At 69.3% G+C, this 24,455-nt stretch carries 20 protein-coding genes and 1 riboswitch; of the genes, 11 read left to right on the plus strand and 9 right to left on the minus strand.

The window, feature by feature from the left end:
- Positions 1-101: 101 nt before the first annotated feature.
- The 6 genes from AB0I94_RS05505 (at position 102) to AB0I94_RS05530 (ending at position 7,308) form a co-directional block, all read left to right on the plus strand.
- The gene (locus AB0I94_RS05505) at positions 102-1,451 is read left to right on the plus strand and encodes an HD-GYP domain-containing protein (RefSeq protein WP_363308094.1); all 1,350 of its coding nucleotides are present in this window, start codon (positions 102-104) and stop codon (positions 1,449-1,451) included.
- Positions 1,452-1,468: 17 nt separating this feature from the next.
- Positions 1,469-2,737, plus strand: coding sequence for an HD domain-containing protein (locus tag AB0I94_RS05510; RefSeq protein ID WP_363308304.1), 1,269 nt, complete (start codon positions 1,469-1,471; stop codon positions 2,735-2,737).
- 102 nt (positions 2,738-2,839) lie between these two features.
- On the plus strand, positions 2,840-3,820 hold the full coding sequence (locus AB0I94_RS05515; RefSeq protein WP_363308095.1) for a hypothetical protein: 981 nt from the start codon (positions 2,840-2,842) through the stop codon (positions 3,818-3,820).
- A 64-nt stretch (positions 3,821-3,884) separates the two neighbouring features.
- On the plus strand, positions 3,885-4,535 hold the full coding sequence (gene def / locus AB0I94_RS05520; protein WP_363308096.1) for a peptide deformylase: 651 nt from the start codon (positions 3,885-3,887) through the stop codon (positions 4,533-4,535).
- A gap of 305 nt (positions 4,536-4,840) precedes the next feature.
- The gene (gene cyc1, locus AB0I94_RS05525) at positions 4,841-5,962 is read left to right on the plus strand and encodes an epi-isozizaene synthase (protein ID WP_363308305.1); all 1,122 of its coding nucleotides are present in this window, start codon (positions 4,841-4,843) and stop codon (positions 5,960-5,962) included.
- On the plus strand, positions 5,959-7,308 hold the full coding sequence (locus AB0I94_RS05530) for a cytochrome P450 (protein ID WP_363308097.1): 1,350 nt from the start codon (positions 5,959-5,961) through the stop codon (positions 7,306-7,308). Before cyc1 ends, AB0I94_RS05530 begins: the two co-directional genes overlap by 4 nt.
- Here the strand turns inward: AB0I94_RS05530 and AB0I94_RS05535 are convergent.
- The 3 genes from AB0I94_RS05535 to AB0I94_RS05545 all read right to left on the minus strand — a co-directional run bounded on the left by AB0I94_RS05535 (position 7,262) and on the right by AB0I94_RS05545 (position 11,958).
- The gene (locus AB0I94_RS05535; RefSeq protein WP_363308098.1) at positions 7,262-8,281 is read right to left on the minus strand and encodes a helix-turn-helix domain-containing protein; all 1,020 of its coding nucleotides are present in this window, start codon (positions 8,279-8,281) and stop codon (positions 7,262-7,264) included. The genes AB0I94_RS05530 and AB0I94_RS05535 overlap by 47 nt on opposite strands.
- 243 nt (positions 8,282-8,524) lie before the next feature.
- Positions 8,525-9,547 carry a ribonucleotide-diphosphate reductase subunit beta gene (locus AB0I94_RS05540; RefSeq protein ID WP_363308099.1) on the minus strand — a complete coding sequence of 341 codons (1,023 nt, stop codon included), beginning with the start codon at positions 9,545-9,547 and terminating at the stop codon, positions 8,525-8,527.
- Entirely contained in the window at positions 9,547-11,958 is a 2,412-nt protein-coding gene (locus AB0I94_RS05545; RefSeq protein ID WP_363308100.1) for a ribonucleoside-diphosphate reductase subunit alpha, read from the minus strand. The genes AB0I94_RS05540 and AB0I94_RS05545 overlap by 1 nt, the downstream gene beginning before the upstream one ends.
- Positions 11,959-12,119: 161 nt before the next feature.
- Positions 12,120-12,197, minus strand: a riboswitch (cobalamin riboswitch).
- 124 nt (positions 12,198-12,321) lie between these two features.
- On the opposite strand from AB0I94_RS05545, the gene AB0I94_RS05550 reads away from it, so the two are divergent.
- On the plus strand, positions 12,322-13,059 hold the full coding sequence (locus tag AB0I94_RS05550) for a hypothetical protein (RefSeq protein ID WP_363308102.1): 738 nt from the start codon (positions 12,322-12,324) through the stop codon (positions 13,057-13,059).
- Between the two features lie 72 nt (positions 13,060-13,131).
- Here AB0I94_RS05550 and mctP read toward each other — a convergent pair whose 3' ends face one another.
- The 5 genes from mctP to AB0I94_RS05575 form a co-directional block, all read right to left on the minus strand.
- Positions 13,132-14,781 carry a monocarboxylate uptake permease MctP gene (gene mctP, locus AB0I94_RS05555; RefSeq protein ID WP_363308103.1) on the minus strand — a complete coding sequence of 550 codons (1,650 nt, stop codon included), beginning with the start codon at positions 14,779-14,781 and terminating at the stop codon, positions 13,132-13,134.
- Complete coding sequence (locus tag AB0I94_RS05560; RefSeq protein WP_363308104.1) at positions 14,778-15,047, minus strand: DUF3311 domain-containing protein; 270 nt, start codon at positions 15,045-15,047, stop codon at positions 14,778-14,780. Before AB0I94_RS05560 ends, mctP begins: the two co-directional genes overlap by 4 nt.
- Before the next feature lie 132 nt (positions 15,048-15,179).
- Complete coding sequence (locus tag AB0I94_RS05565; RefSeq protein WP_363308105.1) at positions 15,180-15,377, minus strand: YbdD/YjiX family protein; 198 nt, start codon at positions 15,375-15,377, stop codon at positions 15,180-15,182.
- Positions 15,374-17,527, minus strand: coding sequence for a carbon starvation CstA family protein (locus tag AB0I94_RS05570; RefSeq protein WP_363308106.1), 2,154 nt, complete (start codon positions 17,525-17,527; stop codon positions 15,374-15,376). The genes AB0I94_RS05565 and AB0I94_RS05570 overlap by 4 nt, the downstream gene beginning before the upstream one ends.
- Before the next feature lie 97 nt (positions 17,528-17,624).
- Positions 17,625-18,422, minus strand: coding sequence for a GntR family transcriptional regulator (locus AB0I94_RS05575; protein ID WP_363308306.1), 798 nt, complete (start codon positions 18,420-18,422; stop codon positions 17,625-17,627).
- Positions 18,423-18,734: 312 nt separating this feature from the next.
- On the opposite strand from AB0I94_RS05575, the gene AB0I94_RS05580 reads away from it, so the two are divergent.
- The 4 genes from AB0I94_RS05580 (at position 18,735) to AB0I94_RS05595 (ending at position 23,496) form a co-directional block, all read left to right on the plus strand.
- Positions 18,735-20,015 (plus strand): extracellular solute-binding protein, encoded by a 1,281-nt coding sequence (locus AB0I94_RS05580; RefSeq protein WP_363308107.1) that lies wholly within the window; start codon positions 18,735-18,737, stop codon positions 20,013-20,015.
- Between the two features lie 135 nt (positions 20,016-20,150).
- Complete coding sequence (locus tag AB0I94_RS05585; RefSeq protein ID WP_363308109.1) at positions 20,151-21,131, plus strand: sugar ABC transporter permease; 981 nt, start codon at positions 20,151-20,153, stop codon at positions 21,129-21,131.
- 56 nt (positions 21,132-21,187) lie between these two features.
- Positions 21,188-21,994: a carbohydrate ABC transporter permease gene (locus tag AB0I94_RS05590; RefSeq protein WP_363308307.1), complete on the plus strand. Its 807-nt coding sequence runs from the start codon at positions 21,188-21,190 to the stop codon at positions 21,992-21,994.
- Between the two features lie 8 nt (positions 21,995-22,002).
- Positions 22,003-23,496 (plus strand): glycoside hydrolase family 3 protein, encoded by a 1,494-nt coding sequence (locus tag AB0I94_RS05595; RefSeq protein WP_363308110.1) that lies wholly within the window; start codon positions 22,003-22,005, stop codon positions 23,494-23,496.
- A gap of 149 nt (positions 23,497-23,645) precedes the next feature.
- Here AB0I94_RS05595 and nagB read toward each other — a convergent pair whose 3' ends face one another.
- Positions 23,646-24,431, minus strand: a complete 786-nt coding sequence (gene nagB / locus AB0I94_RS05600) for a glucosamine-6-phosphate deaminase (RefSeq protein WP_363308112.1) — start codon at positions 24,429-24,431, stop codon at positions 23,646-23,648.
- Between the last annotated feature and the right edge of the window lie 24 nt (positions 24,432-24,455).

Here is a 24,455-nt window from a genome sequence, read left to right on the forward strand (position 1 = left end):
TCGGAGTGGGTGGCAGTCGTTCTAGTCTCCGGACCTTGGAACGTGGTCCCTGGGGACGGTCACGGGGCACTGGGGACGGTCACGGGGGAGGAGGCGCAGCCATGCGGTCCATCGCTCCATGGGCGCGCGCCTACATCCTGTGCGCCGCCCTGGCCGCCGTCGCCTGTGCCGTGCCCGCGCTGACCTCGCGCACGCAGTGGGCCGCGCTCGCGCTGCTCGCCGCGCTCTACGCCGGGTGCGAGCAGCTCACGCGCTGCCGGGTCATCGGCCGCCGTGCCGGCGCCCCGGCCAACGGCCTCGGCACCTTCTTCCCCGTGCTGCTGGCCGCCGTCTTCCTGCTGCCCCCGGCGGCCGCCGCGCTCGTGGCGGTGCCGGGTGCGCTGCTCGCTCGCGTCGAGCGGCGCCCCCGGTGGGTGCGCAGGCTCTGGCGTGCCGCCCAACTCGCCCTCACCGCCTGGGTGTCGGCGTGGACGCACGGCGCGCTCGGCGGACGCGAGACCGTGGCCGCGGCCGACTTTCCGTACGCGCTCGTGCCCGCGGGAGCGGCCGTCCTGGCTTTCTCCGTCGTTCTGACCGTCCTGGACGGCGGCATCCTCGCCACCGCGGAGCGGGCGCCCGCGCGGGCCGCGTGGCGGGGGCTCTTCCTGCGGTCGTTCGCGCCGGTCGCCGTGCACGGCCTCGCCGGACTGATGATGGCGGTGCTGTGGCGCAGTCCGTACGGGCCGCTCGCCGCGCTCCTCGTACTGCTCCCGATGGGGGTCTCCTGCTGGGTCTTCGCGCAGTACCACCGCGAGCGCGCCGCCCACCAGGCCACCATCCGGGCGCTCGTGCAGGCCGTCGACATCAAGGACCGTTACACCCGGGGGCACAGCGAGCGCGTGGGGCGGGCCTCCGTGATGATCGCGCGGGAGCTGGGGATGGCGGACGAGCGGGTGGAGAGCCTGCGGTTCGCCGGAATCCTGCACGACGTCGGCAAACTCGGCGTACCGACCCGGCTGCTGCGCAAGGACGGGCCGCTGACCCCTGAGGAGCGGCGGGTCATCGAGCTGCATCCCGAGTACGGGCACGAGATGGTGCGCGGGATCGGCTTCCTCGGGGAGGCGCGGGCGGCGATCCTCCACCACCACGAACGGATCGACGGGAGCGGATATCCCTACGGGCTCGTCGGGCGGCAGATTCCCGAGTTCGCGCGGGTGGTGGCGGTCGCGGACGCGTTCGACGCGATGACGTCCACGCGGTCCTATCGGCGGGGCCGCCCTGTCGCTGCGGCTGTGGCCGAGCTGTCCCGGTGCGCGGGGTCACAGTTCGACCCCGCGATGGTCGCCGCGTTGCGGCGGGCGCTCGACCGGCACGGGTGGCACCCGGTGGTCACCTCGGACACCGCCGAGGTGCCCGGCCCCCGGCACGGTCCTTCCGGTGTTCCCGCGGCCCCGGGGGCGGGAGCGCGGTGAGCGCCCGTGTGGAACGCCTGCCCCTAACGGTTGTCTACGGAGCCGCCGGGTTGCTCACCCTCGTCGCCCTCGGCTCGACCCTCTGGCACGGCATCACCGAAGGGGGGATCGCGCTCGCCTTCGGAGGGCTCGTCGCCGTGGGGGAGCTGGCCCGCTGGGGCGCGGGCGGGAGCGACCGGGAGCCCGCGCCGCTCGGAGCCGCGGGGGCGCTCGCGTACGCGCTGCTCGGGGAGGTCGGGGGGCGGCACACGCACCACGGCGTCCTCCAGGTGATCGCCGTCGTCGTCGCGGCCGCGCTCGTCGGGGCCGTGCCCCATGTGGCGCTCGGCAAGGGGCCCGCCCTCGACCACGTGGCCCGGCGCGTCCTCACCGTGGGGTTCGCCGCCGCCTGCTTCCAGCCGCTCTACAACGCGGGCAAGTTGGAGGAGTGGGTGGGCCAGGGGCCCGCCTTCGCTGCCGTCATCGTCGCGCTGATCGTCCTGACCGCCCTCTGCGACGCCGTGCTCGCCGCGGCCATGGCGCACGCCCGTACCGTCCCCCATGGCCCGAAGGGCATGGGAGGTGCCCCCATGCCCTTCGGGCCGATCCTGAGGGATGAGCTGCGGGCCATGCTCGGCATCGGGTCCGCCGTGTGCGCGACAGGGGCCGTCATCGCGCTCGCGGTCGCCGTGGCGGGGCTCTGGGCGCTGCCGGTGTTCAGCCTGCCGCTGCTTCTGACCCAGCTGTCGTTCGGGCGGTACGCGGCGGTGCGGACCACTTATCGGCAGACCATCACCTCGCTCGCCCGGTCCACCGAGATCGCCGGGTACACCCCGCAGGGCCACGCCCGCCGCGTGGCCGCGCTCAGCCGGGCCGTAGGGCGTGAGCTGGGGCTTTCCGCCCCGGACCTCGCCGTCCTCGAGCACGCGGCGCTGATGCACGACATCGGGCAGCTCTCCCTCGTCGACCCCGTGCCCGCGGGCGCCACCGCCGCCCTGCCGGACGCGGAACAGCGGCGGATCGCCCTGCTCGGGGGCGCCGTCGTGCGTCAGACGGGGGTGAACGGCGACGTCGCCGTGGTCGTGGAGCGACAGGCGGACCCGTACCGCGACCAGCCGCTCACCGCCCGTATCGTGCGAGCCGCCAACGCGTACGACGAGATGGCCAGGGGAGAAGGTCCCGGAGGGCCTCTCAACGCTCTGGAGCGGCTGCGCCTCGGCACCGGCCGCGACTACCAGCCCGAAGTGGTGGAAGCCCTGGCCCGGGTGCTTTCGCGGGGCGGTCATAGCTTGCCGCCGGTTGGGTAACCCATGGGTAATGAGCGGCCGTCCGACCGTACGTGGTTGGATGCGAAGAGGGCCCTCGGGCACAGCGGAACACAGGAACTTAAGTATCGGCAGGCGGGAATCGTGAGGATCTTCGGCAAGGGACGGCACCGGCCCTCCGCCTCATGGCGGCAGGCCACCGACCGCGCCTTCACGCTGATCGGCGACGGGCGGTACGAGGACGCGGGCGCGCTCCTTACGCGCGCGGCGGATCTGGAGCCTTGGCTCTCGGAGTCCTGGTTCAACCTCGCGCTGCTCCACAAGTTCCGGCACGACTGGGAGCAGGCGCGGGCCGCGGGACTGCGGGCCGTGGCGCTGCTCGACCGGTCGGCGGGCGCCCCCGACTGGTGGAACGTGGGGATCGCCGCCACGGCACTGCAGGACTGGCCCCTGGCCCGGCGGGCCTGGCAGGCGTACGGCCTGAAGGTGCCCGGCGGGGTGGCCGCCTCCGGTGAGCCGACCGGCATGGACCTGGGCAGCGCCGCCGTGCGGCTCTCGCCCGAGGGTGAGGCCGAGGTCGTGTGGGGGCGCAGGCTCGACCCCGCCCGCATCGAGGTGCTCTCCATCCCGCTGCCCTCCTCCGGGCGCCGCTGGGGCGAGGTCGTGCTGCACGACGGCGTTCCGCACGGCGAGCGGACGACGGGAGGAGGGGACTCGTATCCCGTCTTCGACGAGATCGAGCTGTGGGCTCCCTCACCCGTCCCGACCTGGGTGGTGCTCCTCGAGGCCGCCACCGAGGACGACCGGGACGCCCTGGAGAAGCTCGCCGCGGACGCGGGCTTCGCCGCCGAGGACTGGTCGTCGTCCGTACGGCTGCTGTGCCGGATGTGCTCCGAGAGCCGCATGCCGAGCGACGAGGGCGACGGCGAGCACCTGGACCCGCACGACCACAGCGAGCCGGGTCACCCCGGGCCGCTCGGCCACCGCAGCCCCGGCGCCCTGTGGGTGCCCGAGCGGGAGTGCGGCATCGCGGCGCCCGCCGCCCTGGTGCGCGGGCTGCTCGACGGCTGGGTCGCGGACAGCCCGGACTCCCGCGACTGGCGGGATCTGGAAGAGGTCTGCTGACTCCTGGCCGTAGGCTGTACCGGCACTATCTCTTGTGGGTTCCCAGGAAGGCGTACGTCGGACAATGGCGCAGGACACTGAGCAGCAGGCCTCGGGCGGGGTCCTCCCCGTAGACGACGAGGGCTTCGTCATCGACACGGAGGACTGCGAGGAGCGGGAGACGGCCTACCGCGAGCGCGGCACGTCCCGGCCCATCACGGTCGTCGGCAACCCGGTGCTGCACAAGGAGTGCAAGGACGTCACCGCCTTCGACGCCGATCTCGAGCAGCTCGTCGCCGACATGTTCGCCAGCCAGCGGACCGCCGAGGGCGTGGGCCTGGCCGCCAACCAGATCGGCGTCGACCTGAAGGTCTTCGTGTACGACTGCATGGACGACGAGGGCAGGCGGCACGTCGGCGTGGTCTGCAACCCCGTCGTGCGTGACCTCCCCGCGGACCAGCGCCGCCTGGACGACTCGAACGAAGGCTGCCTCTCCGTGCCCACGGCCTACGCGGAGCTGGCCCGCCCGGACTACGCCGAGGTGACCGGGCAGGACGAGAAGGGCAACCCGATCAAGGTGCGGGGCACCGGGTACTTCTCCCGCTGCCTCCAGCACGAGACGGACCACCTGTACGGCTACCTCTACATCGACCGCCTCTCCAAGCGCGACCGCAAGGACGCGCTGCGGCAGATGGAAGAGGGCACCCCGCGCTACCCCGTCGTGCCGAACGCCTAGTCGACTCCGGACTCGCGCGCACCGCGAGCCACCTGCGGCCCCTGGTCGGGAACTCCCTCCCGTCCAGGGGCCGTTCGCATGAACCGTCCCGGACCGGTCAGCTGTGCGATCAAATCAGGCTCATGGTGATCCTTAATCAGTCACGTACGGGGATTTTTTCGGCACTGGGGGGTAGTGAATGGCGCAAATCTGTTCCCTGAACGGTCAGTTGTGGTGCTGAATGGAAAGCGCGGGGATACACAACGGCGCGCGCCCGGCACGGCGGGAGGGGCGTGCGTCCTCACGCGGCTGAGAGGGGCTTGTCCGTGCCTGCATATTCACACAGCACTTTCCCTACCCAGACACAGGTGCCGGCGGTATCCGTACCACCGGCGTTGGCGCTTCCGGTGATCGAGTCAGGGTTTCCTCGGCAACTGCACCCGTATTGGCCGCAGCTCCAGGAGAAGTCCAGGACTTGGCTGCGCGAAATGCGCCTCATGCCCCCGGACAAGGTCGAGCGGTACGCGGACGGCCTGTGCTACACGGATCTGGTGGCCGGCTACTACATTGGCGCGCCCGATGAGTTGCTCAGCGCGATAGCCGACCTCAGCAGTTGGTTCTTCGCGTGGGACGACCGGCACGACCGCGACTCGGTGCACGGCAGGGCGGCGCAGTGGCGCCGGCTGTGCCGCGGGCTCCACGAGGCGCTCCGGGCGCCCCGGCAGCAACTGCGCCACCGCGACCCCCTGGTTGCGGGGTTCGCGGACTGCGTCCTGCGGCTGTACTCGCACCTCGGGGCCAGCTGGAACGCCCGGTTCGCCCGGCATTTCCACAGTGTGATCGAGGCGTACGACCTGGAGTTCAGAAACCGCAGAACCGGAACCGTCCCGACGGTCGAGGCCTACATCGAACTGCGCAGGCTGACGTTCGCGCACTGGACGTGGATCGACCTGCTCGAACCGACGGCGCGACAGGAGCTGCCGCCGGCGGTGCGGAAGCATCCCGCATACCGGCGGGCGGCGCTCGCCACGCAGGATTTCTCCGCCTGGTACAACGACCTGTGCTCGCTCCCCAAAGAACTCGCGGGAGACGAACTGCACAATCTCGGGATCAGCCTGATCCAGCACGAAGGGCTTTCCCTCGAAGAAGCAGTGGAGGAAGTCCACCGACGGGTGGCCCGATGCGTGACGGAGTTCCTGGTGGCAGAACAGGAAGTGCTCCATCTCGCCGGGCAATTGGCCGACGGAAGCGTGCGCGGAAAGGAACTCTCGGACGCGGTGGAATCATGCATCGCCAATATGCGGAACTGGTTCTCTTCCGTGTACTGGTTCCATCACGAATCCGGTCGCTATCGGGTGGACAGCTGGGACGACAGGTCCATTCCCCCGTACGTGAGCGACGCGGGATCGGGCGACTTGGCCGAAACTGAATTGGTGGGTGAGGAATGAGCGTCGAATCCGCGATATCCGCGACAATTACGCCACCGCTCGTCAGCGGCGGCGCCCCGCTCATCGGCCACGCCTGGAACCTGGTCCGCGACCCGCTCGGCTTCCTCGCCGCGCTACGGGACCACGGCGATCTCGTACGCATCAGGCTGGGCCCCAAGACGGCGTACGCGGTCTGTGACCCGGAGTTGGTCGGGCAGATGCTCAGGAGCCCCGACTACATCGTCGGAGGGCCCCTCTGGGACACCCTGGAAGTGTTGCTCGGCAAGGGTGTGGCGACCAGCAACGGCAAGCTGCACCGGCGTCAACGGCGCATGATGCAGCCCTCGTTCAGGCGTGAGCGGATCGCCGACTACGCCAAGGTGATGGAGGAGGAGGCCCGCATGACGGCCGCCCGCTGGCGGTCGGGCGACACGATCGACATCAACGCGGAAATGTTCCGCACCGCCGTACGGGTCGTCTCCCGCTCGCTCCTTGAAGTCGACGCGATCAGTGAGAAGGCGGACCGCATCGCTGCATCGCTGCACACCGTCTTCGAGGGGCTCTACCGCAGGATGGTGCTCTCGGTCGGGCCGCTGTACCGCGTGCCGACCCAGGGAAACCGCCGCTTCCAGAGCGCGCTCGCCGAACTGCACGCACTGGTCGACGAGATCATCGCCGAAGGCAGGGCGGCGGACGGAGAGCAGGACGACCTGTTGGCCGAAATGCTGCGAGCCCGCGATGAATCAGGGGAGCCGCTCAGCGATCAGGAGGTTCACGACCATGTGATCTCCCTTGTCGTGGCGGGCGCCGAGAATATCGCGGCGACCCTGGCGTGGACCTTCCACCTGCTGGCCGAACACCCCGAACAGGAAAGGCGATTGGTTGAAGAAGTAAATTCCGTCGCGCCGGACCGGGAGATCACATTCGCCGACCTCGGGGACCTGCCGCACACCCGGAATGTCGTCACCGAGGCCATGCGTATACAACCGGCCGCCTGGATTTTCACCCGCAGGTCGGTGGGGGAAACCATCCTGGGCGGCTACCGCATTCCGGCCGGTGCCGACATCGTCTACAGCGTGTACGCGATGCAGCGCGATCCGCGTTCCTTCGAGCAGCACCTGGAGTTCGACCCGGACCGCTGGAACCCGGAACGCGCGAGTGAGATACCGGAGTTCGCGATGATGCCGTTCGGCACCGGCAACCGCAAGTGCCCGGGCGACCATTTCAGCCTGGCCGAACTCGCCATCATCCTGGCGACGGTGGCGCCCAAGTGGCACCTGACGCCGGTCGAGGAGACCGACGCCGACACGAAGATCGGCATCACGCTACAGCCGAAGAGGCTCGTTCTGCGGGCGCTGAGGCGCTGACGGCCGGTCCGCGGAAGGTACGGCGGTAGGCGTTCGGCGTGGTGCCGAGCGCCCGCAGGAACTGGTGGCGCATCGCCGCGGCGTTGCCGAAACCGGCACGCCCGGCGATGGCGTCCACCGTCTCGTCCGAGCCCTCGAGCAACTCCTGCGCCAGGAGCACGCGTTGGCGCAGGAGCCAGCGGTAGGGCGTGGTGCCGGTCTCCTGCTGGAAGCGGCGCGCGAAGGTGCGCGGCGACATGTGCGCGCGCTCGGCGAGCCGGTCGACGGTGATGTCGTCCGCGTCCAGATGGCGCTCCATCCAGGCGAGCACTCCGCCCACGGTGTCGCACTGCGTGCGGGGCAGCGGGCGCGTCACGAACTGGGCCTGGCCGCCGTCGCGATGGGGCGGTACGACCATGCGCCGGGCGATGGCGTTGGCGACTTCGGTGCCGTGCGCCTGGCGCACGATGTGCAGGCAGGCGTCGATCCCGGCGGCGGTGCCCGCCGATGTGATGACGGGGCCCTCGTCCACGTACAGGACGTCGGGTTCGACCCGGGCGCGTGGGTAGCGCACCGCGAGCTCCGTGGCGTGCTGCCAGTGCACGGCGCAGCGGCGCCCGTCGAGGAGCCCCGCCGCGCCGAGCACGAAGACGCCGGAGCAGACGGACAGGACGCGGGCCCCGCGGTCCACCGCGCGGCGCAGGGCGGCGAGCAGTTCCTCGGGGTAGGCGCGGTCCACGAACGACCGGCCGGCCGGGACGGTGATGAGATCGGCCTCTTCGAGCCGGTCCAGGCCGTACGGAGTGGTGACCGAGAACCCCGCGTGATTGCCCAGGGGCCCGTCCTCCGCGGCGACCACCGCGAAGTCGTACACGGGAAGGCCCGCGTCGCTCCGGTCGAGGCCGAACACCTCGCAGACGACGCCGAGCTCGAAGGGGTTCACACCGTCGAGCAGTACGGCGGCCACGTTCCTCAAAGCGCCGGTCTTCAGCATGTCCGCAAGTGTGCCGCAGGACTGGCAGTAAGTCGATGGTGTGTGGCAGTCCTGCCACTGACGCTCAGGTGCGACGCGCAGGACAGTGAGGACATGAACGCATTCCTCGGATACGCGACCGTCCTGACCGTCTTCCTCCTGCTGGCCGCACCCTCACTCGTCGGGTTCGTCCACGAGCGCCGGATCGACCGTGAGCTGCGCGAGGCGGCACGCGCCCCACGCGGCTCACGGCCATCGGACGTACTAGAACTCGTCGTCGAAGGAGACCGAACCCTCGACCGCGACCTGGTAGGCCGAAGGCCGCCGCTCGAAGAAGTTGGTCAGCTCCTGGACGCCCTGGAGCTCCATGAACGAGAACGGGTTTGACGAGCCGTAGACGGGCGCGAAGCCGAGCCGCTGGAGCCGCTGGTCGGCGACGCACTGCAGGTACTCGCGCATGGAGTCGGTGTTCATGCCGGGCAGGCCCTCACCGCACAGGTCGCGCGCGAACTGCAGCTCGGCCTCGACGGCCTCCTTGAGCATGTCCGTGACCTGCGTCCGCAGCGCGTCGTCGAAGAGCTCGGGCTCCTCCTTGCGGACGGTGTCGACGACGTCGAAGGCGAAGCTCATGTGCATCGTCTCGTCACGGAACACCCAGTTGGTGCCGGTGGCCAGGCCGTGCAGCAGACCGCGCGAGCGGAACCAGTAGACGTACGCGAAGGCGCCGTAGAAGAAGAGCCCCTCGATGCACGCGGCGAAGCAGATCAGGTTCAGCAGGAACCGGCGGCGGTCGTCCTTGCTCTCCAGGCGGTCCATCTTCTCGACGGAGTCCATCCACCGGAAGCAGAACTCGGCCTTCTCGCGGATGGAGGGGATCTCCTCGACCGCGTCGAAGGCCGCGGCGCGGTCCTCGGGATCGGGCAGATAGGTGTCGAGCAGCGTCAGATAGAACTGGACGTGCACGGCCTCCTCGAAGAGCTGACGGCTCAGGTAGAGCCGTGCTTCGGGGGAGTTGATGTGCTTGTAGAGCGTGAGCACGAGGTTGTTGGAGACGATCGAGTCACCGGTGGCGAAGAACGCGACCAGACGGCCGATCATGTGCTGCTCGCCGGGCGAGAGCTTGGCGAGGTCGGTGACGTCGGAGTGGAGGTCGACCTCCTCGACGGTCCAGGTGTTCTTGATCGCGTCCCGGTAGCGCTCGTAGAAGTCCGGGTAGCGCATGGGGCGCAGGGTCAGCTCGAAGCCCGGGTCGAGGAGGTTCTTCTCGCTGTTGGTCGTGGAGCTCATTACTGACAGGCCTCGCAGGACTCGGGGTTTTCCAGGGAGCAGGCGACGGCTTCTTCGGCCGTGACCTGGGCGGGTACGGGTACGGGTTCGGGTTCGGCGCTCTTGCCGGCCGCCGCGCGGGCGATGCGGGTCGCCGGGCGTGAACGCAGGTAGTACGTGGTCTTCAGGCCCTGCTGCCAGGCGTACGCGTACATCGAGGAGAGCTTGCCGATGGTCGGCGTCTCCAGGAACAGGTTCAGGGACTGCGCCTGGTCCAGGAACGGCGTGCGCGCGGCGGCCATGTCGATCAGGCCGCGCTGCGGGATCTCCCAGGCGGTGCGGTAGAGCTCGCGCACCTCTGCCGGGATCCAGCTGAAGCCCTGCACCGAGCCGTTGGCCTCGCGCAGCGCCTCGCGGGTCTTCGCGTCCCAGACGCCGAGCCGTTTCAGCTCCTCCACCAGGTAGGCGTTGACCTGGAGGAATTCACCACTCAGCGTCTCGCGCTTGAAGAGGTTGGAGACCTGCGGCTCGATGCACTCGTACACGCCCGCGATGGACGCGATCGTGGCGGTCGGCGCGATGGCGAGCAGCAGCGAGTTGCGCATGCCGGTCGCGGCGATACGTGCGCGCAGCGCGGCCCAGCGCTCCGGCCACGTCAGGTCGACGTCGTAGTGATCCGGGTGCAGGACGCCGCGCGCGGTGCGGGTCTTCTCCCAGGCGGGCAGCGGGCCGTTGCGCTCGGCGAGGTCGGCGGAGGCCTCGTACGCGGCGAGCATGATCCGCTCGGCGATACGCGTCGAGAGGGCGCGCGCCTCGGGGGAGTCGAAGGGGAGCTTCAGCTGGAAGAAGACGTCCTGGAGCCCCATGGCGCCCAGGCCCACCGGACGCCAGCGGGCGTTCGACTTCCCGGCCTGCTCGGTCGGGTAGAAGTTGATGTCGACGACGCGGTCGAGGAAGGTGACGGCCGTGCGGACGGTCTCGTCGAGCCGCTCCCAGTCGATGTCACCGGCGGCCGTGTCCACGAACGCGCCGAGGTTCACCGAACCCAGATTGCAGACGGCCGTCTCGCCGTCGTCCGTGACCTCCAGGATCTCCGTGCAGAGGTTGGAGGAGTGGACGGTGTGGCCCGGCTCCGCCGTCTGGTTGGCGGTGCGGTTGGCGGCGTCCTTGAAGGTCATCCAGCCGTTGCCGGTCTGCGCCAGGGTGCGCATCATGCGGCCGTAGAGGTCGCGGGCCGGGATGGTCTTGCGGGCGAGCCCGGCGGCCTCGGCCTTGCGGTAGGCGGCGTCGAACGCGTCGCCCCACAGGTCGACCAGTTCCGGCACGTCGGCCGGCGAGAACAGCGACCAGTCCTGGTCGGCGGCGACCCGGCGCATGAACTCGTCCGGGATCCAGTGCGCGAGGTTGAGGTTGTGCGTGCGGCGCGCGTCCTCACCCGTGTTGTCGCGCAGCTCCAGGAACTCCTCGATGTCCGAGTGCCACGTCTCCAGGTAGACCGCGGCGGCGCCCTTGCGCCGCCCGCCCTGGTTCACGGCGGCCACAGAGGCGTCCAGGGTCTTCAGGAACGGCACGATGCCGTTGGAGTGGCCGTTCGTTCCGCGGATCAGCGAACCGCGGGCGCGGATGCGGGAGTAGGAGAGACCGATGCCGCCCGCGTGCTTGGAGAGGCGCGCGACCTGGTGGTAGCGGTCGTAGATGGAGTCCAGCTCGTCCAGCGGGGAGTCGAGGAGATAGCAGGAGGACATCTGCGGGTGCCGCGTGCCGGAGTTGAAGAGCGTCGGCGAGGACGGCAGGTAGTCCAGGCGGCTCATCAGGCGGTACAGGGCGGCGACTTCGTCCACCGAGCGTGCGGAGCCGTCTTCGGCGAGGCCGCTCGCGACGCGCAGCATGAAGTGCTGCGGGGTCTCGATGACGTGCCGGGTGATCGGGTGGCGCAGCAGGTAGCGGCTGTGCAGGGTGCGCAGGCCGAAGTAGCCGAAGCGGAAGTCGGCGCCGTCCTCAAGGGCGGCGTCCACGAGACCGTCGAGGCGCTCCGCGTGGTCGACGACGAACGCGGCGGTGCGGTCCGCGATCAGGCCCTCGCGGTGCCCGACGGCGACCGAGTCGGAGAAGCTGCGCACGCCCTGCGACGCGGCCTCGTCGCGGATGCTGAGGCTGAGGAGCCTGGCCGCCAGCTGCGAGTAGGTCGGGTCCTCGGAGATGAGCCCGGCGGCCGCCTCGGTCGCCAGTTCCCGCAGCTCCGCCGTGATCTCCGAGGCCCCCTTGGCCGACCGGCCGCGCAGTGCGGCCGCGGCGACCCGGCCGGGGTCGGCGCCCTGGAGGTCGGCGGTGAGATCGGTCAGGGTACGCAGCAGCGCGGTTCCTGGGCCGTCGGCGGTCCGCGACTCGTCGGTGGTCTGCGCTGACGCAGGTTCGGCTGGCGCGATGGTCACGTGGAGCACTCCCTCGCTCGGCTCAGGGCCTTGGGGAGGAGGGGTGAGTGACACACGGGGGCCGCCCCTGGGCAGGGCTGCGCTCCGCGTCCACCAGCCCATTCCACGAGGCCCGGACGTCGTTGGCGCCCGTACCGGTCGGAACGGGCGCGCTGTCGACAGGTCTTCGGACTTGCGAGCACGACAAATGCGTACTCATACACCGTTGCGGGACAGTTCCGGACTTGCACCGGATTCCCCTGCGGCGACAGCGAGCACGAGCATACATCTTGTGTTGGCTCTGGGAGTCAGCCCCACATCTTGTGTCGGCGTGCGTATCCCCTAGGGTGGCGCCGAACTGATGGGCGACCAGGGGGAGACGGCGTGCGAGGGCGGGGCGCGGGCGTTGCCGCGGTGTTGCTGTTGCTGCTCACCGGGTGCGGGGAGGGTGGCGAGAAGGCGGAGACGAAGCCCGCGCGGCCCCCGAAGCCGAGCACGGCGCCCGGGGTGGACGGCGACATCGACCCCGGCAAGGTCTTCACGGGCGCCGAGTTGAAGGCGGCGCTGCTTCCGGCGAAGGCGGTCGGCCCGAAGGCGCAGGCGCGCGATGCCACCACAGGGATCTACGAACAGCCCTACGGGGGCGGTGACTGGGGCGCCTGCGCTCCCGGCGCGAAGGCGAGCACGGAGCTGTTCGAGATGCGGGGGACACGCGCAGAGCACCTGATCAGCCCCTTCCCCGGGGCGATCGCCGACGAAGGGGACCCCTTCGTCACCCAGAGCCTGGTCTCGATGCGGGCAGGGCAGGCCGAGCGTCACGTGACCCTGCGCCGGCAGCTCCACAAGGCGTGCCCCGCGGTCACCGTCGACACCGAGGCGGCCCCGGTCGTGGAGCACCACGTGTTCGAGGAGCTGCCGGGCATCGGCGACGAGGCGATCCTGGAGGCCACGCGGACCGAAGGCGGCGACGAGTACGACGGCGGAACTCCGTACTACAGAGCCGAGGTTCGGGTCGGTGACGTGCTCGTCCTGGTGGACGCGGGCCCCGACAAGGACCTGACGATCTCCTTCGCGGCCCAGGCCGCCCAGCGGGTCCGTACGGAGCTCTACAAGGTCTCGTAGGGCCGCACGCACGACGACGGGCCGCCGGATCGGTTCCTCCGGCGGCCCGCGTCACGTACGTGTGAAAGAACCTCAGTGCCCGCCCGGCGCTCCCACCGTGGCCGGCGGCAGCTCCTCCACGACGCCGGGGTCGCCCGCGTCCGCCGTGTAGTCGCCGGGAGACGTCTCGTCGATGCCGTCAGGGGCCTTCATGGCACGCAGGACGAAGGTCATGACCACGGTGACCACCACGTTCAGGACGAACGCCGTGAGGCCGATGTAGCCGATCTCGCCGATGCCCGGGATCTCGTCGGACGAGCCACCGAAGTGCTTCTGCGTAGGCGAGGCGACCCCGTACGCGGCGGCCGTTCCGTAGACCATGCCGACCGCCCAGCCCGCGAGCAGCGCCCAGCGGTGGAACCACCGTGTGAACAGGCCGCCGACCAGTGCGGGCATGGTCTGCAGGATCCAGATGCCGCCCAGGAGCTGGAAGTTGATCGCGACGGTCTTGTCCATGGTGAGGACGAAGGCGAGCGCACCCACCTTCACCAGGAGCGAGACCAGCTTGGAGACCTTGGTCTCCTGCGCGGGTGTCGCGTCCGGCTTGATGAAGTCCTTGTAGATGTTCCTCGTGAAGAGGTTGGCGGCGGCGATGGACATGATGGCGGCCGGGACGAGCGCGCCGATGCCGATCGCCGCGAACGCGACGCCCGTGAACCAGTCGGGGAACATGGTCTCGAACAGCTGCGGGATCGCCAGCTGTCCGTTCTCCACCTTGATCCCGGCCGCGATCGCCATGAAGCCGAGCAGCGCGAGCAGGCCCAGCATCAGGGAGTAGAGCGGCAGGATCGTGGTGTTGCGGCGGATCACGTTGCGGCTCTTGGAGGAGAGCGTCGCCGTGATCGAGTGGGGGTACATGAACAGCGCGAGCGCGGAGCCGAGCGCGAGGGTGGCGTAGGTCCACTGCCCTGTGTGGCCCGGCGCCAGGCCCGCGACGGGCTTGCCCGCCGCCTCGTTCGCCGACGAGAACTTCTCGTTCGCCGCCTGGAAGATCTCGTCGAAGCCGCCGAGCTTGATCGGGATGTAGATGATCGCCACGGCGATGACGAGGTAGATCAGGCCGTCCTTCACGAACGCGATCAGCGCGGGGGCGCGCAGACCCGACGAGTACGTGTACGCGGCGAGCACCGCGAACGCGATCAGGAGCGGCAGGTCCTTGATGAACCAGTTCGTGTCGGGACCGCCGCCGATGCCCATGACGTCGAGCACGGCCTGGATGCCGACCAACTGGAGCGCGATGTACGGCATCGTGGCGAGGATGCCGGTGACCGCGACGGCCAGCGAGAGGCCCTTCGAGCCGAAGCGCCCGCGCACGAAGTCCGAGGTGGTCACGTAGCCGTGCTTGTGCGACACGGACCACAGACGCGGCAGGAAGGTGAAGATCAGCGGGTAGACGAGGATCGTGTACGGCACCGCGAAGAAGCCGGCCGCGCCCGCCGCGTAGACCGCCGCGGGGACGGCCACGAAGGTGTACGCCGTGTAGAGGTCGCCGCCGAGCAGGAACCACGTGACCCAGGTGCCGAACGACCGTCCGCCCAGGCCCCATTCGTCCAGGCTCTCGGTCTCGGCCTTGCGCCAGCGCGCGGCCAGGAAGCCCATCGCCGTGACGGCGGCGAAGAAGAAGATGAAGACGGCGAGGGCGATGCCGTTGACGCCGCCCGTGTCCGCTGCGAGCTCGTTCATCGGGTCGCACCCCCCTGGGCCTGCTCGGCCTTGCGGGCGCGCTGGTCACGCTGCCACAGCTTGTAGGCGATCATGGTGAGAAGCGTGGATATGAGCACCCACAGCATCTGGTACCAGTAGAAGAACGGGATGCCGTTGAAGGTCGGATCGATCTTCGCGTAGGAGCTCACCCAGAGCATCGCCACGAACGGCGCGACGAGACAGAGGGCAATGATCACGCGGACCGGCGTGACCACCGGTCTGCTCACTTCAGGCGCATCTGACACTTCGCGGCTCCGCTCCCTCGCTCATCCCACCTTTAACGTGCGGGAAATCTAAGCGAGAGTATTGATCTATGGAACCCCTGTCCGGATTCCGGACGCGTCGATGTGCCCGCTGAGCTGGGGATCAGCAGCGGCTCAGCAGCAGCGGAACCCCTGCCTGGGGTCGGACTCCTGTCGGTCCGTCCGCATTCGCTCGAACTCCCTCCGGGAGGGGACGGATGCCCCGGGATGCGTCTTGCGCGTGTGCTCCACATAGCGGTCGTATGCGGACTCGTCGGTCAACTCCCGTGCGTACCACCGCACCCAGCGCAGGCCGCGCAGCACCCAGGTCATGACGGGACCTGCGCGTCATCGGAGGCCTTCGACTTCGCCGCCGCCAGTTCGGCCTTCTCCTCCTGGGTCGCGATGAGCCCGGCCGGCGCGGTCAGCTTCGACTCGACGTACTCGGCCTCGCTCAGCTTCGACGACTGAGGGTCGCGGACGTGCTTCACGCAGACCCGGGCCGCGTCCGCGATCACGACGACGATGAGCAGGGCGAGCGTGGCCGAAAGGACGCCGTCCACCGTGGAGTTGGTGACGACGGTGTGCATGTCCTCCATGGACTTGGCGGGCGGCAGGATCTTTCCGTCGTCGATCGCGTCCTGGTAGATCGAGCGCTGCTTGAAGAAGCCCACGCGCGGGTCGCTGGAGAACACCTTCTGCCAGCTCGCGGTGAGCGTCACCGTCGCGTCCCAGACGAGCGGGACCCCGGTGATCCAGGCCCACTTGAGGCGTCCAGACTTCACCAGAAGCGTCGTGCAGACGGCGAGGGCGACCGCGGCGAGGAGCTGGTTGGAGATGCCGAAGATCGGGAAGAGCTGGTTGATCCCGCCGAGCGGCTCGTGCACGCCCACCCACAGGAAGTAGCCCCACAGGCCGGTGACGACCGCGCTCGTGATGATGAGCCCGGGCTTCCAGCTGACCCTCTTGAAGGGCTTGTAGACGTTCCCGAGCATGTCCTGCAGCATGAAGCGGCCCACGCGCGTGCCCGCGTCGAGCGCGGTCAGGATGAAGAGCGCCTCAAACATGATCGCGAAGTGGTACCAGAACGCCTTCATGGAGCCGCCGGTGACCTTCGAGAAGATCTCGGAGACACCGACCGCGAGTGTGGGCGCGCCGCCGGTGCGCGAGAGCAGCGAGGACTCCTCGACGTTCTTGGCGGCCTGCGCGAGGTCCTCGGGGGAGATGGAGTACCCGAAGTTCGCGACGGCCTGGCTGGCGGCCTGGACGTTGTCCCCGATGACGCCCGCGGGCGCGTTCATCGCGAAGTAGAGACCCGGGTCGATGACGCTCGCCGCGATGAGCGCCATGACCGCGACGGACGACTCCATCAGCATGGAGCCGTAGCCGATCATCCGGATCTGCGTCTCCTTCTGGACCATCTTCGGCGTCGTGCCCGAGGCGATCAGCGCGTGGAAGCCGGACAGGGCCCCGCAGGCGATGGTGATGAAGACGAACGGGAAGAGCGATCCCGCGAAGACGGGCCCGTCGCCGCGCGAGGCGAAGTCGGTCACCGGGTCCATCTTCAGCGTCGGCAGCGTGATGACGACGCCGAGCGCGAGCAGCAGGATCGTGCCGATCTTCATGAACGTGGAGAGGTAGTCGCGCGGCGCGAGCAGCATCCACACCGGCAGGATCGAGGCGATGAATCCGTACGCCACCAGCCAGATGACCAGCGTCGACGGCGCAAGCGTGAACGTCTCGGCGAGGGACGACTCGGCGACCCAGCGCCCGGCGACGAGCGCGATCAGGAGCAGTGTGATCCCGATGAGGGAGACCTCGCTGACCCGGCCGGGTCGCAGGATCCGCAGGTAGAAGCCCATGAAGAGCGCGATCGGAATGGTCATCGCGATGGAGAAGGTGCCCCACGGCGAGTCCGCGAGCGCGTTGACGATGACGAGCGCGAGCACCCCGAGCAGGATGATCATGATGGCGAACGCGGCGAGCAGCGCGGCGGCCCCGCCGAACGGACCGATCTCCTCGCGCGCCATCTGGCCGAGCGACTTGCCGTCGCGCCGGGTGGAGAAGAAGAGGACGACCATGTCCTGCACGGCGCCCGCGAAGATCACCCCGACGACGATCCAGATGGTGCCCGGCAAGTAGCCCATCTGAGCGGCCAGTACGGGGCCCACCAGCGGCCCCGCGCCCGCGATCGCCGCGAAGTGGTGGCCGAGCAGGACGCGGCGGTCGGTCGGGTGGAAGTCGATGCCGTTGTCCAGGCGTTCGGCCGGGGTGGCCCGCTTCTTGTCGACCTTCAGGACGCGGTTGACGATGAACTTGGAGTAGAAGCGATAGGCGATCGCGTACGAGCCGAGGGCCGCGGCCACCATCCAGGCCGCCGACACCTCCTCGTCGCGTGAGAGCGCAAGCACGGTCCAGCCCGCGGCGCCCACCAGCGCCACGAGGGTCCAGATGACGATGGATCGGGGATTCGCTGTGCGCACCGAGTCGTCCTCCCGTTCATCATGCGATGACGGGAGGAACGTAGAGCAGCACGGTGATCTGCGCCAGACCCCGGAAGAGTCCTTCGAGGGGAGTGGGTCAGTCCGTGGGGCGCTTGAGGCGGGCCACGAACTTGTAGCGGTCGCCGCGGTACACCGAGCGGACCCACTCCACCGGCTGGCCGCCGCCGTCCAGAGAGTGCCGCGACAGGAGCAGCATGGGCAGGCCCACGTCCGTGCCGAGCAGGCCCGCCTCGCGCGGGGTGGCGAGCGAGGTCTCGATGGTCTCCTCGGCCTCCGCGAGGTGCACGTCGTACACCTCGGCGAGTGCGGTGTAGAGCGAGGTGTACTTCACCAGGGAGCGGCGCAGGGCCGGGAAGCGCTTGGCCGAGAGGTGCGTCGTCTCGATGGCCATCGCCTCGCCGTTGGCGAGTCTGAGCCGCTCGATCCGCAGCACCCGGCCGCCCGTGCTGATGTCCAGGAGCCCGGCGAGGGTGTCGTCGGCGGTGATGTAGCCGATGTCCAGGAGCTGCGAGGTGGGTTCGAGGCCCTGGGCCCGCATGTCCTCGGTGTACGAGGTGAGTTGGAGCGCCTGGGAGACCTTGGGCTTGGCCACGAAGGTGCCCTTGCCCTGGATCCGCTCCAGACGGCCCTCGACGACCAGCTCCTGCAGGGCCTGGCGCACCGTCGTGCGTGAGGTGTCGAACTCGGCGGCCAGCGTGCGCTCCGGAGGGACCGGGGTGCCGGGCGGCAGCGTCTCCGTCATGTCGAGCAAGTGCCGCTTCAGGCGGTAGTACTTGGGCACGCGTGCGGTGCGGCCGACTGCCGCTGCCGCGCCGGTCTCCGCGGCCGGGGACGCACCCGCTTCCGTCTCCGTGCTCCCCGCCTCGGTGCCCATGGCCCGCCTTCCTGCTGCCGTCACCGGCTCCTCCGTCTGTCGCGGCTCACATCGTGGCACGTACCGGGCTTGGGGGTCCCCCCTGCTCGAGCGAAGTCGAGAGCTTGGGGGATTACTGCGCCCGCTCAGGTGTCGGTCCGATAACGGACCTGACAGCCCTTCTTATACACCCTTGACACCCCTAAAGGTCTAGGCCAAGCTCCCCGTACTGGTCTACACCATTAAAGACCAGGTTCCAGTCCCACGGGCAGATCTCGGTCCATTTGGTCGCTGCGGGTGGGGGGTTGACTGGCATCCCTTGAGGAGGGTGACGTGAAGCGCAAGCTCATAGCGGCCATCGGTGTCGCGGGCATGTTGGTCTCGATCGCGGCCTGTGGCGGCGACGACGGCGACGACAAGAAGGCCGGGGCGGACGGCTTCAAGGGGGAGACCCTGACGCTCTGGGCGATGGACGGCTCCACGCCCGAGGGCTGGACCAAGGACGTCAAGGCCGCCTTCGAGAAGAAGACCGGCGCCAAGCTGAAGCTCGAAGTCCAGCAGTGGAACGGCATCCAGCAGAAGCTGACGACCGCCCTCTCCGAGGAGAACCCGCCGGACGTCTTCGAGATCGGCAACACGCAGACCGCCGCGTACGCCAAGACCGGTGGCCTCGCCGACCTCAGTGACCTCAAGGAAGGGGTCGGCGCCGACTGGACCGAGTCGATCAACAAGTCCTCGGTCGTGGACGGCAAGCAGTACGCCGCCCCGTGGTTCGTCCTGAACCGCGTCGTCATCTACAACAAGAAGGTCTGGGCCGACGCCGGCATCAAGGACACCCCCAAGACGCGGGCGGAGTTCCTCAAGGACCTCAAGACGATCGAGTCCAAGACGGACGCCGAGCCGATCTACCTGCCCGGCCAGAACTGGTACCACTTCGTCGGCCTGACCATCGGTGAGGGCGCCGAACTGGTCAAGAAGGACGGCGACAAGTACGTCTCCAACCTGACCGACCCCAAGGTCGCCAAGGCCATGAAGACGTACAAGCAGTTCGCGGACCTCTCCAAGGCCCCCAAGAACAAGGACGAGGCCACCCCGCAGCAGGCCGAGGTCTTCGCCAAGGGCAAGACCGGCGCCTTCATCGGCATGAGCTGGGAGGCCGCGACCGCGATCGAGGCCAGCAAGGACAAGAAGTTCGAGGAGAACATCGGCTACTTCACCATCCCCGGTCCCACCGCCGACAAGCCCGAGGGCGTCTTCCTCGGTGGCTCTAACCTCGCCGTCGCCGCGACCAGCAAGAAGCAGGAGCTCGCCAAGGAGTTCCTGAAGATCGCGCTGAGCGACAAGTTCGAGGGGGCGCTCGCCAAGGAAGGCGGCGTCATCCCGAACAAGCAGGCCCTGGAGGCCCAGCTCAAGGGCAACCCGGCCGCCGAGGCCATGGCCCCCGCCACCGCCGGCGGCGGCACGACCCCGCTGATCCCGGAGTGGGCCGCGGTGGAGAACCCGCCGAACCCGATCAAGAACTACATGACCGCGGTGCTGAACGGTAAGTCCAACGACGCGGCCGCCAAGCAGGTCGAGGGCGAGCTCAACAAGCGCCTGTCGCAGAAGCAGTAAGCAAGCGCTCCTGCCGGTGTCTCCGGGCCCGGGGTGTCACTGCCCCCGGGCCCGTTGCCCCCGGCGCAGCGCTGCGTTCCGCGATGCCCACAAAAGCGCTGCGTTCCGCGATGCCCACGAAAGAGATGGCGAAGCATGACCGTGCAGACCGAACGGCCGCCCTCCGGCCCGACGGAGGATCTGAAATCGGACAGACGGCCGGCGGATCCGGGTAAGCCCCGCACGGGGGCCCGATCGCTCGCCCCCTACCTGCTCCTGCTCCCCGCGCTCACGGCCACCCTGCTGTTCCTCGGCTGGCCGCTGATCAACAACGGGATCTTGTCGTTCCAGAACCTCAACATGAGGCAGTTCATCCTCCACCTCACGGAGTGGAACGGGATCGACAACTTCAAGGAGGTCCTCAGCGGCGAGGACTTCTGGCGGGTCACCGGTCGCTCGATCGCCTTCACCGCGGTCAACGTCGCACTGATCATGCTGCTCGGCATGCTGGTGGGACTGCTGCTCGCACGGCTCGGCAAGCGGATGCGGACGTTCCTCCTGGTCGGGCTCGTGCTCGCCTGGGCCATGCCGGTCATCGCGGCGACGACCGTCTACCAGTGGCTGTTCGCCCAGCGCTTCGGCGTCGTCAACTGGGTCCTGGACAAGGCCGGCTGGCACTCGATGGCCGAGTACGACTGGATGGGCAGCCAGTACTCCACCTTCTTCGTGGTCATCGTCCTGATCGTCTGGCAGTCGATCCCCTTCGTGGCGATCAACCTGTACGCCGCGACGACGACGATCCCCAAGGAGCTCTACGAGGCCGCGTCGCTCGACGGCGCCGGCGCCTGGAAGCGCTTCACGAACGTCACGCTGCCCTATCTGCGGCCCTTCCTCTACGCGACGACGTTCCTGGAGGTCATCTGGGTCTTCAAGGCGTTCGCGCAGGTCATGGCGCTCAACGAGGGCGGCCCTGACCGGCTCACCGAGATCCTGCCCGTCTACGCCTACATCGAGGGCATGGGCAACCAGCACTTCGGCATGGGTGCGGCGATCGCCCTGCTCACCATTGTCATCCTGCTGGTCCTGACGTCCTTCTATCTGCGGATCGTGCTCAAGCAAGGGGAGGACGAGCTGTGAACCGCACCGCTTCATCGAGGTCGTCGCGTTCGTCGCGTTCGTCGGTGGTCCGTCGCATCTGGCCCAACGCGGTTGCCGTCGTTCTCTTCATCGGCCTCGTCTTCCCGGTCTACTGGATGTTCGCCACGGCCTTCAAGCCGACCGGCGACATCATCAGCGAGGACCCGGTGTGGTTCCCGACCGACGCGACGTTCGAGCACTTCAAGACCGCCGTGCAGGCCGAACACTTCTGGACGATGGTCGGCAACTCCCTCACCGTCACCCTGCTCGCCGTGATCTTCTCGCTGATCATCGGCCTCGCGTCGGCGTTCGCACTCGCCCGGATGCGCTTCAAGGGCCGCAAGGGCTTCATCATCGGCTTCATGCTGGCCCAGATGGCGCCCTGGGAAGTCATGGTCATCGCGATCTACATCATCGTGCGCGACGCCGACATGCTGAACAGCCTGGTTCCGCTCACCCTCTTCTACATGGTGATGATCCTTCCCTTCACGCTCCTGACGCTGCGCGGCTTCGTCGCCGCGGTGCCGCGCGAGCTGGAGGAGTCGGCGATGGTCGACGGCTGTTCCCGGATGCAGGCGTTCCGCCGGGTGATCCTGCCGCTGCTCGCGCCGGGCCTGATGTCGACCTCGCTCTTCGGCTTCATCACCGCCTGGAACGAATTCCCGCTCGTCCTTGTCCTCAACAAGGAGGCGGAGGCCAAGACGCTGCCGGTGTGGCTGTCCGGCTTCCAGACCGCCTTCGGCGACGACTGGGGCGCCACCATGGCCGCCGCCTCGCTCTTCGCCATCCCGATCCTCGTCCTCTTCGTCTTCCTGCAGCGCAGGGCCGTCAGCGGTCTGACCGACGGTGCCGTGAAGGGATAACCCGCCATATGACGACACTCACCCGCCCCGCCGACACTCTGACCCGCGACGCCCTGACCGTCCTGCAGCCCGGCTTCGTCGGGACCAGCGCGCCGGACTGGCTGCTGCGCAGGATCGGTGAAGGCCTCGCCTCGGTCGGTCTGTTCGGCCGCAACATCGCCTCCCCCGAACAACTGGCCGCACTTACGGCCCAGTTGCGCGCCGAGCGTGGCGACGTCCTGGTCGCCATCGACGAGGAGGGCGGTGACGTGACCCGCCTGGAGGTCCGCTCCGGCTCCTCCTTCCCCGGCAACCACGCCCTCGGCGCGGTCGACGACACGGAGCTCACCCGTGACGTGGCCGCAGAGCTGGGCCGCCGGCTCGCCGCGTGCGGCGTCAACCTCAACTGGGCGCCGTCCGCCGACGTCAACTCCAACCCGGACAACCCCGTCATCGGCGTACGGTCCTTCGGCTCCGACCCGCTCCTGGTGGCCCGGCACACCGCCGCCTACGTCGAGGGGCTGCAGTCCGCGGGCGTCGCCGCCTGCACCAAGCACTTCCCGGGGCACGGCGACACCGCGGTCGACTCGCACCATGACGTGCCGCGCATCGGGGTGGACCCCGAGGTGCTGCGCGCCCGCGACCTCGCGCCGTTCCGGGCCGCGATCGCCGCGGGCTCGCGTGCGGTGATGAGCGCGCACATCCTCGTCCCGTCCCTGGACGCGGAGTACCCGGCGACGCTCTCGCGCCGCATCCTGACGGGGATCCTGCGCGAGGAACTGAACTACGACGGCCTGATCGTCACGGACGGCATGGAGATGCAGGCCATCTCCGCCACGTACGGCATCGAGCGCGGCAGCGTCCTCGCCATCGCCGCGGGTGCCGACGCGATCTGTGTGGGCGGCGGCCTCGCGGACGACGACACGGTCCTGCGCCTTCGCGACGCGCTGGTCGGGGCCGTCCGCACGGGCGAGCTCTCCGAGGAGCGCCTCGCCGACGCGGCCACACGCGTACGGGCGCTGGCCCACTGGACTTCGGTGTCGGGCGCGGCCGAGCGTTCGGGGGGCGCGCCCGGCACCGAGATCGGCCTGGTCGCGGCCCGCCGCGCCCTGACGGTCACCCGGGGCGAGTCCTACGCGGCCCCGCTCACCGAAGCTCCGTACGTCGCCGCCTTCACCCCGATGGCCAACATCGCGGTGGGTGACGAGACCCCGTGGGGCGTGGCCGCGGAGCTGGCACGCCTGCTCCCGGGCACGGAGACGGGCAGCTTCACGGGCGCGGACGCGGGTGCGCCGGCCCTCGCGGAGGCGGGGGAGCGGCGGATCGTGGCCGTGGTCCGCGACGCCCACCGGCACACGTGGATGGCAGAGGCCCTGAACACGCTCCTGTCCGCCCGCCCCGACACGATCGTGGTGGAGATGGGCGTCCCCCAGGCCCCTCCGAGGGGCTCGGTACACATCGCGACACATGGCGCGGCGAGGGTCTGCGGCGTGGCGGCGGCGGAGGCCATCGCGGGGATCTAGAGCGCGCCCCTTCGGGACGCCCCGAAGGGGTGCGGGGAACTGCGCGCCCAGCCCTCACACACCAGCAGGTATGGCTACAACGCAAAGGTGCCGGGACCGCCCCAGCAGGGGGCGGTCCCGGCACCTCCGCACAAGGCCCAGGGGCCCGCTCAAAGCCCTTGCCAGGCCGGCTTCGCCGCGTACGTGGCCCGGAAGTACTCCCCAAGTTTCAGCTTGGACGCGGCCGCCTCGTCCACGACGACAGTCGCGTGCCGATGCAACTGCAGAGCCGAAGCCGGCACAACCGCGGCGACAGGCCCCTCCACCGTCGCGGCCACCGCGTCCGCCTTGCCCTCACCGGTGGCGAGCAGCACCAGGTGCCGCGCCTCGAGGATCGTCCCGATCCCCTGCGTGATCACGTGGTGCGGCACCTGCTCGATGTCCCCGTCGAAGAACCGCGCGTTGTCCACCCGCGTCTGCTCCGTCAGCGTCTTGATCCGGGTGCGCGAGGCGAGGGACGAGCACGGTTCGTTGAACCCGATGTGCCCGTCCGTGCCGATCCCGAGCAGCTGGAGATCCACGCCTCCGGCGTCCGCGAGCGCCTGGTCGTACGCCTCGCAGGCCGCCTGCACATCCTGCGCGCTGCCGTCGGGCCCCATGAAGGACTTCTCACTGAGCCCCAGCGGCTCGACGACCTCACGCAGCACCACGGAACGGTAGGACTCGGGGTGCCCGGCGGGCAGCCCCACGTACTCGTCGAGCTGGCAGATCCGCGCCCGCGACGCATCCACGGCACCGGAGGCGACCTTGGCGGCCAGGGCTTCGTAGATGGGCAGCGGGGTGGATCCGGTGGCGACACCGAGCAGGGCGTCAGGCTTACGACGTACCAAGGCGGCCATGGCCTCCGCGATGAGCTCGCCGCCTGCCTTGGCGTCCGGGACGATGACAACTTCCACGCTGGGCCTGCCGATCTGGAGGGG

The sequence above is a fragment of the Streptomyces sp. NPDC050147 genome (assembly GCF_040660195.1).
Classification (GTDB): Bacteria; Actinomycetota; Actinomycetes; order Streptomycetales; family Streptomycetaceae; genus Streptomyces.